Genomic DNA, 12,106 nt, shown 5'->3' on the forward strand with positions numbered 1-12,106 from the left:
GCGACGACGTCCACCTGCACACGAACCTCATCGTCCGCGAGGATGCGCTGTCTCTCTACGGGTTCGACACCCGCGAAGAACTCACCGTCTTCACCCAGCTGATCTCTGTGACGGGGGTGGGACCGAAATCGGCTCTCGGCGTGCTCTCCTCGCTCACCGTCCCGCAGATCGCGCAAGCCGTGGCGGACGACGACGACGCACCGTTCCGACGGGTGTCGGGCATCGGCCCCAAGACCGCGAAGCTGATCGTCGTCCAGCTCGCCGGCAAGCTCGCCGTCGTGCCGGTCGCCGCTCCCGCGGCCGTCTCGGCGCAGGGACAGGTGCCCCTGCAGGTCACGCAGGCGCTGGTCGGCCTGGGCTGGAGCGAGCGCACCGCGGCGGAGGCCGTGGCATCCGTCGCCGAGAACGCCTCCGAGGCGGACCGCGCCTCCGTGCAGACCCTGCTGAGGCTCACGCTCGCCCTGCTCGGCCCCGCGCGTAAGGAGACCGTGGGTGGCTGACGTCCGCGACGCCGGAACCCCCGAGGACGACACCGAACTGGCAATCGAGGGGGCCCTGCGCCCCGCCTCGCTCGACGAGTTCGTCGGCCAGCACAAGGTCCGCGGCCAGCTGCAGCTGCTGCTCGACGCCGCGCGCATCCAGCAGCGCTCGCCCGATCACATCCTGCTGTCCGGTCCGCCCGGACTCGGCAAGACCACTCTCGCGATGATCGTCGCCCACGAGAGCGGTCGCCCCTTGCGCCTGTCGAGCGGTCCGGCCATCCAGCATGCGGGCGACCTCGCCGCCCTGCTGTCCTCGCTCACTCCCGGCGAGGTCCTCTTCATCGATGAGATCCACCGCATGGCCCGGTCCGCCGAAGAGATGCTGTACCTCGCGATGGAGGACTTCCGCATCGACATCATGGTGGGCAAGGGCGCCGGGGCGACGAGCATCCCTCTCGACCTCGCCCCCTTCACGCTGGTGGGCGCGACCACGCGCGCGGGCCTCCTGCCCAACCCCCTGCGCGACCGGTTCGGCTTCACGGCGCACCTCGAGTACTACGAACCCGATGAGCTCGAACAGGTCGTCCGACGCTCGGCCGCGATGCTCGACGTCGGCCTGCCCGACACGGCGCGGTCCGAGATCGCGCGGCGTTCTCGCGGAACGCCCCGCATCGCCAACCGCCTGCTGCGGCGCGTCCGCGACTATCTGGTGGTCAACGGTCCGTCCGCCGGCTCCGAGGACGGGCACGCCGACGTCCGCGTGGTCGGCGCCGCGCTCGACCTCTACGACGTCGACGCGATCGGACTGGACCGCCTCGACCGGGCCGTCCTGGACGCCCTGGTCCGACGCTTTCGCGGAGGACCGGTCGGCCTCAGCACGCTCGCGGTGTCCGTGGGCGAAGAACCCGAGACGATCGAGTCCGTCGTCGAGCCGTACCTCGTGCGCATCGGCTTCATGGGTCGCACACCCCGGGGCCGCGTGGCCACTCCCGAGGCGTACGACCATCTGGGCGCACCCCACCCCGACGGCCTGCTCCGGTTCGGTCAGGGGGGATGACCTATACTCGGCGAGGGATTCCCCGACCCCCGCTAGGCAGTGCCGCACGGCGCGCCTGATTTCGAAAGGTGCACCGCCTCGATGGATATCGCCCGGTTCTTCTCCGACTACGGTCTCATCATCCTGCTCATCGGCCTGCTGGTCTTCATGTTCTACAGCTCGCGCCGCCGCATGCAGAAGCAGAAGGCCGAACTCGAGAAGAAGGCTCGCGAGACCGTTCCCGGCGCCGAGGTGCTGCTGCAGGGCGGTCTGTACGGAACCATCGTCGACTACGACGGTGAAGACCTCGACAAGCCCGCCCTGGTGGAGATCGCCCCGGGCGTCGTCATCAAGGTGCACAGCCAGGCCGTCCTGCGCATCGTCGACCCCGTCGAGGGCGCGGTGACCGAGGACGAGTACATCGAGGCCGAAGAGGCCGAGGCCGAGTACGTCGCGGGCGTCGCCGACGGCGACATCACCTCGATCAGCGACGACAAGCGCTCCGCTCGCACGGCCGACGCCGACCGCGACGACAAAGACCGCCCCGCGGTCTGACCGACCCGCCCTTCTCTCACCGCCGCACAGAAAGCCGACTCCGTGGCGCCCTCGACACCCGTCCGTCACGCCTGGCGCGTCTTGACCGGATTGCTCGCCATCACCGGCGTGCTCTTCGGCATCAACGCGCTCGGCGTGTACGTCTACAACGCCAGCTCCTGGAGCCCCGAGCTCGCGCTCGACCTCCAGGGCGGCACGCAGATCATCCTCCAGGCCCAGACCACCGACGGCGCCGCGCCCGACAGCGAGCAGCTGCGGCAGGCCGTCACGATCATCCGCCAGCGCGTCGACGCCTCGGGCGTCGGTGAGGCCGACGTGGCGACCGAGGGCGGGAGCAACATCGTCGTGCAGATCCCCGGCCAGGCGGACGACGCCACGCGCCAGCGGATCCAGAGCTCGGCCCAGCTGCAGCTGCGTCCGGTGCTCTTCGCCGGTTCGCCGGCCACGACGTTCGTGGGTGAGGACGGGCAGTCCACGCCCTACCCGACCCCCGATCCGAGTCTTCCGTCCACGCCCACGGCGTCGCCGACCAACGCGAGCGACCCCGCGTACATCACCCCGGCACTGCAGGCGCAGTTCCTCGCTTACGACTGCGCGAACCCGCCGAGCAACCCCGCACAGGCGCCCACCGACCAGCCGATGATCACCTGCGGGCTCAACGACGGGCAGAAGTACATCCTCGGTCCGGTCGAACTCGACGGCACCGACATCACCGACGCGACCAACGGTCAGGAGCAGAACACCGGCCGCTGGGCGGTCAACCTGGCGTTCAACGACCAGGGGACGCAGAAGTTCGGCGAGATCAGCCAGCGCCTGTACGGCGCCCAGGCCCCGCTCAACCAGTTCGCCTTCGTCCTGGACGGCAGCGTGCTGTCGGCCCCGTCGATGAACGGCATCATCCTCGACGGACGCCCCAGCATCACCGGCTCGTTCACGCAGGAGTCCTCGAAAGCCCTCGCCGACCAGCTCAAGTACGGCGCACTGCCCCTGAGCTTCCAGGTGGTCAGCAGCGACACCGTGTCGGCGACGCTGGGCTCCCAGCAGCTCCAGGTCGGGCTCATCGCCGGTCTGATCGGTCTGGGACTCGTCGCCGTCTACTCCCTGATCGTCTATCGCGCGCTGGGGACGGTGATCATCGCCTCTCTCGCCGTGATGGCGGTGCTGACCTATCTGGCCCTGTGCATCCTCGCCTGGCGCGCCGGCTTCCGCCTCTCGCTCGCCGGCGTCGCGGGTCTGATCGTCACCATCGGCTTCACCGCCGACTCGTTCATCGTGTACTTCGAACGCATCCGCGACGAACTGCGCGACGGCAAGTCGATCACCGCCGCCGTCGAAGACGGCTGGTCGCGCGCCAAGCGGACGATCTACATCTCCAAGTCCATCAACGTCCTCGCCGCCGTGGTGCTGTACATCCTCGCGGATGCCACGGTGAAGGGATTCGCATTCACCCTCGGTCTCACGACGGCGATCGACATCCTGATCTTCATCCTGTTCACCCACCCGGTGATGCAGCTGCTCGCCCGTACGCGCTTCTTCGGCTCGGGGCACCCGCTCTCGGGCATGGATCCGAATGCCCTCGGCGCGGTCTACCGCGGCCGGGCGCAGTTCCGGGCCCCCGTGGCGAATGCCGGTCGGGTCAAGCGCTCGCGCGGAGAGGCCGCCCGTCGGCAGACGATCGCCGAGCGCAAGCAGGCCGAGTTGGCCGCCGCTCGCGGTGATAGCCGCTCCACGAAGGGGGGAGACGACTGATGCGCTCCATGTCGCAGCTGGGCAACGACCTGTACTCGGGCAAGACCTCCTTCCCCTTCGTGCAGCGTCGCCGCCTGTGGTTCATCATCGCCGCGGTCCTGGTGATCGGCGCGGCGCTGGTCCCGCTGTTCCGTCCGGTGCAGTTCTCGATCGAGTTCACCGGCGGCTCGCAGTTCACCGTGTCGAACCCGGCATCCGTGGACCAGGGATTGGCGACCCAGGCCGTCACGTCGGTCGTGCCCGGCGCGACCACCCGCGTGACCACGATCAACGGCGAGGCCATCCGCGTCCAGACCGACCAGCTCGGTCCGGACGAGACGCAGGCGGTCTCGGCCGCCCTCTCGAGCGCGTACGAGGTGCCGCGGTCCGAGGTCACCGACTCGTTCATCGGTCCCACCTGGGGTGCGGATGTGACGCGGCAGTCGCTGTGGGGTCTGTCCATCTTCCTCGCGCTGACGTTCCTGATCCTCGCGCTGTACTTCCGCACGTGGAAGATGTCGGTCGCCGCGATCATCGGCCTCGTCGACGTCCTCGTGATCACGATCGGCGTGTACGCCGTGTTCGGGTTCGAGATCTCTCCGGCCGCCGTGATCGGCTTCCTGACGATCCTCTCGTACGCGCTCTACGACACCACCGTGGTCTTCGACAAGGTGCGCGAGAACACTCGGGAAGACGGTGAGATCTCGGGGCGTACGTTCGCGGAATCGGTCAACCTGGCCGCGAACCAGACGCTGATCCGCTCGATCAACACCACGGTCGTCGCCATCCTCCCCGTCGGCGCGATCCTGTTCATCGGTGTGCCCCTGGGCGCGCGCACGCTGAGCGACATCTCGCTGTCGATCTTCGTCGGCACCATCGTCGCGGCCTACTCGACTCTGTTCGTCGCCGTGCCGATGTACGCACTGCTGCGCGAAAAGGAGAAGCCGATCGCCCAGCGCGACGGGCGTGTCCGCGCCGCTCGCGAGAAGGCCGGCGTCCCGGCCTGACGCCGCCGCCCGCTCCCACCCCGCGCGGCCCGCTCACCGGGCCGCGCGGGGCATAGACTTGTCCGACTGGCCGTGAGGAAGGTGTGGCGATGACCGAGACCGCGTCCTCCGCGCCGCCGCCGTCCTCACTGCGGCGACTGGTTCCGCGCATCTTCTCGCGCGCCGCCCGCCGCGACGACGTCGACAAGCTGCTGCGCACCGTTCGCACCCACCACCCCAAAGGCGACCTCGCGATCATCGAGCGCGCCTACGCCGTCGCCGACAAGGCGCACGACGGACAGAAGCGTCAGAGCGGCGAGCCGTACATCACGCACCCGCTCGCCGTCGCGCAGATCCTCGCCGAACTGGGCCTCGGGCCCAAGGCGATCGCCGCAGCACTGCTGCACGACACCGTCGAGGACACGGGGTACCCTCTCGACGAGCTCGCCGCCGATTTCGGAGACGAAGTCGCCATGCTCGTCGACGGCGTCACCAAGCTCGACAAGGTCAAGTACGGCGACAGCGCGCAGGCCGAGACCGTCCGCAAGATGATCGTGGCGATGTCGAAAGACATCCGGGTGCTGCTGATCAAGCTCGCCGACCGCCTGCATAACGCCCGCACGTGGGGTTTCGTCCCGCCCCACAAGGCCGCGAAGAAGGCCACCGAGACCCTCGAGATCTACGCGCCGCTCGCGCACCGTCTCGGCATCCAGGCCATCAAGAGCGAGCTCGAGGACCTCTCGTTCGCCGTGATGCACCCGAAGCTCTACGCCGAGATCGACAGCCTGGTCAAGCAGCGCACACCGCAGCGCGAGCAGTACGTGCAGAACGTCATCGACGCCGTCGACGCCGACCTGCGCGAGCTGCGCGTGCGCGGTCGTGTGATGGGCCGACCCAAGCAGCTGTACTCCGTCTACCAGAAGATGGTCGTGCGCGGCCGCGAGTTCGATGACATCTACGACCTGATCGGCATCCGTATCCTGGTGGGCACGGTGCGCGACTGCTACGCGGTGCTCGGTGCGATCCACGCGCGATGGACGCCGCTGCCCGGACGGTTCAAGGACTACATCGCCACACCCAAGTTCAACCTCTACCAGTCGCTGCACACGACGGTGATCGGACCCGGCGGTCGCACCGTCGAGATCCAGATCCGCACGAACGAGATGCACCAGCAGGCCGAGTTCGGCGTGGCCGCGCACTGGAAGTACAAGGAGCGCATGGCGGGCGGGAAAGCGGATGCCAAGGCCGTCGACGCCGACATGGCCTGGATCGCCCACATCTCCGACTGGCAGGCCGAGACCGCCGATCCGGGGGAGTTCCTCGACTCGCTGCGCTTCGAGATCGGCGCGAAAGAGGTCTACGTCTTCACGCCGAAGGGCCGGGTCATCGGACTGCCGACGGGGGCGACACCGGTCGATTTCGCCTACGCCGTGCACACCGAGATCGGCCACCGCACGATGGGCGCCAAGGTCAACGGCCGCCTCGTTCCGCTCGAGTCGACCCTGCAGAGCGGCGACGTCGTCGAGGTCTTCACCTCGAAGAACCCCGACGCGGGCCCCAGTCAGGACTGGCTCGGCTTCGTCAAGAGCACGCGCGCTCGCAACAAGATCCGCGGGTGGTTCACCAAGGAACGCCGTGAAGAGGCGATCGAGCAGGGCAAGGACTCCATCGCCCGCGCCATGCGCCGGCAGAACCTGCCGCTGCAGCGTCTGATGAGCCAGGACTCGTTCACCGAGGTGGCTCGGCAGTTCCACTACGAAGACGTCTCGGCGCTCTACGCGGCCGTGGGCGAAGGGCACGTGTCGACGCAGTCGGTCATCGAGAAGGTCACGGCGCTCGTCAGCGCCGAAGAGACCAGCACCGGGCCGATCGACATCCCCGTCGGCCGCAGCCGCGCCCCGCGCGGTGGAGACTCGGGCGTGCTCGTACGCGGCGCCCCCGACATCCTCGTCAAGCTCGCCAAGTGCTGCACCCCCGTGCCCGGCGACGAGATCGTCGGCTTCGTCACCCGCGGCAGCGGCGTCTCGGTGCACCGCGGCGACTGCACGAACGTCCGTTCCTTGAAAGAAGAACCCGACCGGCTGATCGACGTCGAGTGGGCCCCCACGACCAAGAGCGTCTTCCTCGTGCAGATCCAGGTCGAGGCACTCGACCGCTCGGGCCTGTTGAGCGACGTGACCCGCGTGCTGAGCGAGCACCACGTCAACATCCTCTCGGCGACGGTGTCGACGACGAACGACCGCCTCGCCCTCAGCAAGTTCGTGTTCGAGATGGGCGACACCGTCCACCTCGACCGGGTGCTCAACGCGGTCCGGCGCATCGACGCCGTCTACGACGTCTACCGCGTCACCTCGTCCTGATCGGTTCGAGCACACCCGCGGCGCGACGCGCGTGCGGATACCGCGGGTGTCGCGACAGCCACTCCTTCGCGGCGGCGGCGAGACCGGGATCCCGGCTGGCCCACTCCCGTGCCAGCGCCTCGTCCGCGTCGGCGGCGGAGCGGGCCAGGTCGGCGAGCGTGCGCGAGGGCGTCGACACGTGGACGCCGGCGACGAGCTCCACGTCGGCCGACGGCATCCGCAGATCGTGATACTCCGCGCGTGAGCCGCTCCGAATGCGCAGACGGGTGGGGCTGACGCGCTGCAGCTGATGACAAGCGGGTTCCTGTGCGATCGCACCGTGCACCCACGCCGCGCTGACGCGGGTCGCCGCCCACCGCGACCCCAAGAGGGGCAGGAGGCTGTGCGCCCGCATCCACGGCGTCTCGACGGCATCCGCGGGGATGAACCCCTCGCCGAGCGCGACGAGGTCACCGTCGAGACACGCAGCGGTCAGCTCGGCGAGCGAGAGACGCTCACCGGGGAAGAAAAGGAAGGGCGACACCATCCCGCCAGTGTGGCGGGGCGGTGTCGCCCATGACGCGCGCGGCGTCCGTCCTGTGGAGAACCCGTTCAGCCGCCGAGGGCACGCAGCCAGGTCCGGCGCGCCTCGAGGGCCTCGGCCGCCTGCTTCGCCGCACGCTGATCGCCTCGGGCCTCGGCCTCGGCCAGCTCGGCCTCGAGCTTGTCGATCGCGTCGGTCAGCTGACGCGTCATGTCGTTCGCGCGCGCCTTCTGCTCGGGATCGTTGCGCTTCCAGTCGGCGTCTTCGCGCGTGCGCACGCTCTGCTCGATCTTGCGCAGCTCGTCGTCGAGGGCACGCTCCTTGTCGCGGGGGAAGATCCGACCGATCTCGTCCCACTGGCGCTGGATCGCGGTGAGCTTCTGCCGCGCCGTGGCGAGGTTCTTCTCGTCGACGATCGGGGCGGCCTGCTCGAGGAGGACGCGCTTCTGCTCGATCTTCTCCTTCGACGCCTCGGTCTCAGCCGACTCGCGCTCGATGCGCGCACCGTACAGCGCATCGCCGGCGGCCTTGAAGCGGGCCCACAGCGCATCGTCGACCTTGCGACCGGCGCGGCCGGACGCCTTCCACTGGTCGAGCAGGTCGCGGTAGGCGCCGATGCCGTCCTCGCCGCGCGGCGCAAGCGCCTCGGCCCGCTCGACCAGACGCGTCTTGGCCTCGCGGGCGGCCTTGTGCGTCTCGTCGAGCGACGAGAAGAATTCGCGGCGGTGGCGGTCGACCGTCGCGCGGGCATCGCGGAAGCGACGCCACAGCTGCTGAGCGGTCGACTTGGACAGACGCGGACCGTTCTGCTGGTGTGCCTGCCACCGGTCGAACAGCGCCGCCATGTCGGCGGTCATCTGCTTCCACTGCACCGTCTGCGGATCCCGGGCGGCGAGGGCCTCGGCCTCTTCGACGATCGCGGTCCGCTCACGCACGGCCTCTTCGCTCGCCTGCTTGGCCGCGACCGCCTCGGTCTCGCTCGCCTCGGCGAGCTCGGAGGTCAGGGCATCGACCCGGGCGACGAGAGCCGCGAGGTCGCCGACCGCGGCGGCGCCGTCGAGCTTGGCGCGCAATGCCTTGGCGGTGGAGCGCAGATCGGATGCCGAGGCCCCACCGCGACGGTGACGGGTCTCGATCAGGGTGACCTCGCCGGCCAGATCCGAGAACTTGCGCTGGAAGTAGGCGAGGGCCTCGGCGGGGGTGCCGTCGGGGTACTGGCCCACGACGCGCCACCCGTCGGCCTCGCGGACCGACACGGTGCCGTCCTCGTCGACGCGCCCCCAGGGCTCGGTGGTGGTCGACGACGCCGTCTTGCCGGGCGGCGGTCCCGGGACGCGCGCGGGGGTCGGGCGGGTCGCGGGAGCGGGCGTCGCGGCGGACTGCTCATCGGCGTGCGCCTCGGTGGCCGCCTCGTCCGCGACGGGCTCATCGGCGACGGGCTCATCGGCGGTGGGCTGCGCGGCGGTCTCGTCCGGAGCGTCGACCGACACGTGCTCGTCGCTCGTCGCGACGGTGGCGCCGGCGTCTGCGGAGGTCTCGGCATCCGTCGCCGAAGCGGAATCACCGGAGGTTGCCTCTTCGGCAACGGCGTCGTCGCCGGTCGAGGGATCGGCCTCGGCCGCAGAGGAGGGATCGACCTCGACGGCGTTCACGTCGTCGCGCGGGTCGGAGGTCTCGGGGGAAGGAACGGAAGACACGGATAGCACCTCATCGCGGCAGGACCGCCTGGGGGAGAAGGACTCTCCGAGCCTAGTACGGACGGCACGGCCGACACAGGCTCGCGTGCGCGATATGTCAGGTGGCCGTCGACTCCGACGGCGCCGGCGCGGGGGTGCCGGTCGCGGGGACGTCGGGGGTCGACGTCGGCGAAAGGGTGGGCTGCGGCATCCCGGGTCCGGCTGTGAAATAGGCCGTCTGGACGCCGATGGCGCCCAGGACGACGACCAGCCCGACGACCACGCCGAGGATGTTGTCGCGGCGGCGCCGGCGCCCCTGTCGCTCGTGCAGTTCGACGCGCGCCTGATACGCGCGCGCCCGCTCGCGCTCTTCGCGGGTCCGCCGGTCTCTGCCTCGCGCTGCCACGTGGTCCTCCTCCGCCCCTCCGGGCGAATCGATCCTACAAAGCCGACGTCCGAGGCCCCGGCTAGCCTGGAACGGTGACCCCCTCCGCCGCGCTCTTCCAGGGCCAGACGCCGCTCGCCGTCCGCATGCGGCCGGTCAGCCTCGACGAGGTGGCCGGCCAGGGGCACCTGCTGCGCCCCGGTTCGCCGCTGGTCACGCTGGCGACCACCGACTCCTCGGCGGCAGGCTCGGCGGTGTCGGTCATCCTCTGGGGTCCCCCGGGCACGGGCAAGACGACGCTCGCCCAGGCCATCGCGCGCTCCTCGGGTCGCAGATTCGTCGAGCTGTCCGCGATCACGGCCGGAGTGAAGGACGTGCGCGAGGTCATGCAAGAGGCGTTGACCCAGCGCGACCTCTACGGCCAGTCGACGATCCTCTTCCTCGACGAGATCCACCGCTTCACCAAGGCGCAGCAGGATGCCCTGCTCCCCGGCGTCGAGAACGGCTGGGTCGTCCTGATCGCGGCCACCACCGAGAACCCGTCCTTCTCGGTCATCTCCCCCTTGCTCTCGCGCTCCCTGCTGCTCACGCTCCGCCCGCTCGGCGACGACGATCTCGGCGCCCTCGTCGACCGCGCCGTCGCCGACCCCCGCGGTCTCGGGGGCCGCGTGGTCCTGGACGACGAAGCGCGCGCCGCCCTCGTGCGGCTGGCGTCGGGGGACGCCCGCCGCGCCCTGACCGCGCTCGAGGCCGCGGCATCAGTCGCCGGAGACGACGCCGGAACGCTCGAGGGGCGGACGGATGCCGAGGACGGCGACACATCGGACGACGACGCGCAGCCTGCGGCCCAGCCGCCCGTCATCACCGCCGACCACATCGCGCAGGCCGTCGACCGCGCCCTGCTGCGTTACGACCGTCAAGGCGACGAGCACTACGACGTCATCAGCGCCTTCATCAAGTCGGTGCGCGGATCCGACGCGGACGCCGCGATCCACTACCTCGCGCGCATGATCGAGGCGGGGGAGGATCCGCGCTTCATCGCGCGGCGCCTGGTCATCTCGGCCGCGGAGGACATCGGCATGGCCGACCCGCAGGCGCTGCAGGTCGCCGTCGCCGCCGCCGACGCGGTCGCCTTCATCGGCATGCCCGAGGGGCGCATCCCCCTCGCCGAGGCCACGATCTACCTCGCGACCACCGCCAAGTCGAATGCGGCGTACAACGCCATCAACGCCGCGATCGCCGACGTGCGCGCCGGCGGGTTCGGGCGGGTGCCGATGCACCTGCGCGACGCCCACTACCCGGAGGCGAAGAGACTCGGACACGGCAAGGGCTACAAGTACGCGCACGACAGCGAGATCGGCATCGTGACGCAGCAGTACCTCCCCGACGAGCTGCGCGGACGTCGGTACTACCAGCCGACCAGCCACGGTGCCGAACGGGACGTCTCAGCGCGGCTCGAGAAGATCCGCCGCATCCTCGACGGCGCGTGAGAGGACACGGCGGCCGCGCAACGGCCTCTGATAACATGAACCGGCTCGAAACAGGGTTTTCGGGCATCCCCTCCTTCCTGTGATCACCTTCCGGTGCGCCCCGGCGTGCGCTTCGGATCGGGCGGAAGGGGGCGATACGCCCGCGAGCCGCGAAAGGCGCGGCCGCGTCATCGGAAGGAGAACTTCGTGACCACGAAGTCTCAGGACCGCCGCAAGGTGCGTCTGTCGCGCGCCCTCGGCGTCGCGCTCACCCCCAAGGCCGCCCGCTACCTCGAGAAGCGTCCCTACGCTCCCGGCGAGCACGGCCGCACCAAGCGCAAGGCCGACAGCGACTACGCCGTCCGTCTGCGTGAGAAGCAGCGTCTGCGCGAGCAGTACGGCATCCGCGAGAAGCAGCTGCGCATCGCGTTCAACGAGGCCCGCCGCACCGACGGCCTGACCGGTGAGAACCTGGTCGAGCTGCTCGAGATGCGTCTGGACGCCCTCGTCGTGCGTTCGGGCTTCGCCCGCACCACCGCGCAGGCGCGCCAGCTCGTCGTGCACCGCCACATCCTGGTCGACGGCCAGCTCGTGGACCGCCCGTCGTTCCGCGTGAAGCCGGGTCAGCAGATCCACGTCAAGCCCAAGAGCGAGGGCCTCGAGCCCTTCCAGGTCGCCGCCGCCGGTGGGCACGCCGAAGTGCTGCCCCCCGTCCCGGGTTACCTCGAGGTCGACCTGTCGACGCTTCAGGCCAAGCTCGTGCGTCGCCCCAAGCGCGCCGAGGTGCCCGTCACCTGTGACGTGCAGCTCGTCGTCGAGTACTACGCCGCCCGCTGATCCCAGCGAGCAACACGAGGGGCGTCGGGTTCTCCCGGCGCCCTTCGTCGTTCCCGGTCGCGCTCTCCC

General features: G+C 70.0%; 11 protein-coding genes. 8 read left to right on the forward strand and 3 right to left on the reverse strand.

The window, feature by feature from the left end:
• The 6 genes from ruvA to QZ433_RS04155 form a co-directional block, all read left to right on the forward strand.
• Window positions 1-500: Holliday junction branch migration protein RuvA (gene ruvA / locus QZ433_RS04130; RefSeq protein ID WP_295780148.1), on the forward strand; the 500-nt coding region annotated here is incomplete at its 5' end.
• Window positions 493-1,539: a Holliday junction branch migration DNA helicase RuvB gene (ruvB, locus tag QZ433_RS04135; RefSeq protein ID WP_295780149.1), complete on the forward strand. Its 1,047-nt coding sequence runs from the start codon at window positions 493-495 to the stop codon at window positions 1,537-1,539. The genes ruvA and ruvB, both read left to right, overlap by 8 nt.
• Before the next feature lie 81 nt (window positions 1,540-1,620).
• On the forward strand, window positions 1,621-2,073 hold the full coding sequence (locus tag QZ433_RS04140; RefSeq protein WP_295780150.1) for a preprotein translocase subunit YajC: 453 nt from the start codon (window positions 1,621-1,623) through the stop codon (window positions 2,071-2,073).
• A gap of 42 nt (window positions 2,074-2,115) precedes the next feature.
• Complete coding sequence (secD, locus tag QZ433_RS04145) at window positions 2,116-3,822, forward strand: protein translocase subunit SecD (protein ID WP_295780151.1); 1,707 nt, start codon at window positions 2,116-2,118, stop codon at window positions 3,820-3,822.
• Window positions 3,822-4,808: a protein translocase subunit SecF gene (gene secF, locus QZ433_RS04150; protein WP_295780152.1), complete on the forward strand. Its 987-nt coding sequence runs from the start codon at window positions 3,822-3,824 to the stop codon at window positions 4,806-4,808. The genes secD and secF overlap by 1 nt, the downstream gene beginning before the upstream one ends.
• An 89-nt stretch (window positions 4,809-4,897) precedes the next feature.
• Window positions 4,898-7,147 carry a bifunctional (p)ppGpp synthetase/guanosine-3',5'-bis(diphosphate) 3'-pyrophosphohydrolase gene (locus tag QZ433_RS04155; RefSeq protein WP_295780153.1) on the forward strand — a complete coding sequence of 750 codons (2,250 nt, stop codon included), beginning with the start codon at window positions 4,898-4,900 and terminating at the stop codon, window positions 7,145-7,147.
• Here QZ433_RS04155 and QZ433_RS04160 read toward each other — a convergent pair.
• The 3 genes from QZ433_RS04160 to QZ433_RS04170 all read right to left on the reverse strand — a co-directional run bounded on the left by QZ433_RS04160 (window position 7,134) and on the right by QZ433_RS04170 (window position 9,752).
• Window positions 7,134-7,673, reverse strand: coding sequence for a type IV toxin-antitoxin system AbiEi family antitoxin (locus QZ433_RS04160; protein WP_295780154.1), 540 nt, complete (start codon window positions 7,671-7,673; stop codon window positions 7,134-7,136). The two genes, QZ433_RS04155 and QZ433_RS04160, sit on opposite strands and share 14 nt — an antisense overlap.
• A gap of 65 nt (window positions 7,674-7,738) precedes the next feature.
• Window positions 7,739-9,367, reverse strand: a complete 1,629-nt coding sequence (locus tag QZ433_RS04165) for a DUF349 domain-containing protein (RefSeq protein WP_295780155.1) — start codon at window positions 9,365-9,367, stop codon at window positions 7,739-7,741.
• A 97-nt stretch (window positions 9,368-9,464) separates the two neighbouring features.
• Window positions 9,465-9,752: a dioxygenase gene (locus QZ433_RS04170; protein ID WP_295780156.1), complete on the reverse strand. Its 288-nt coding sequence runs from the start codon at window positions 9,750-9,752 to the stop codon at window positions 9,465-9,467.
• Window positions 9,753-9,826: 74 nt separating this feature from the next.
• Here QZ433_RS04170 and QZ433_RS04175 point away from each other — a divergent pair, with 74 nt between their 5' ends.
• On the forward strand, window positions 9,827-11,221 hold the full coding sequence (locus QZ433_RS04175) for a replication-associated recombination protein A (protein WP_295780157.1): 1,395 nt from the start codon (window positions 9,827-9,829) through the stop codon (window positions 11,219-11,221).
• Between the two features lie 186 nt (window positions 11,222-11,407).
• Complete coding sequence (gene rpsD, locus QZ433_RS04180) at window positions 11,408-12,037, forward strand: 30S ribosomal protein S4 (RefSeq protein ID WP_013586600.1); 630 nt, start codon at window positions 11,408-11,410, stop codon at window positions 12,035-12,037.
• Window positions 12,038-12,106 lie beyond the last annotated feature (69 nt).

Origin of the sequence: uncultured Microbacterium sp., from assembly GCF_913776565.1 — a bacterium.
In the GTDB taxonomy this organism is placed as follows: domain Bacteria; phylum Actinomycetota; class Actinomycetes; order Actinomycetales; family Microbacteriaceae; genus Microbacterium.

What these genes read in the sequence shown, in the direction of transcription:
- QZ433_RS04140 (WP_295780150.1), top strand. Translation starts at nt 1,621, where the DNA reads ATGGATATCGCCCGGTTCTTCTCCGACTACGGTCTCATCATCCTGCTC.
- secF (WP_295780152.1), top strand. Translation starts at nt 3,822, where the DNA reads ATGCGCTCCATGTCGCAGCTGGGCAACGACCTGTACTCGGGCAAGACC.
- QZ433_RS04155 (WP_295780153.1), top strand. Translation starts at nt 4,898, where the DNA reads ATGACCGAGACCGCGTCCTCCGCGCCGCCGCCGTCCTCACTGCGGCGA.
- QZ433_RS04160 (WP_295780154.1), bottom strand. Translation starts at nt 7,673, where the DNA reads ATGGTGTCGCCCTTCCTTTTCTTCCCCGGTGAGCGTCTCTCGCTCGCC.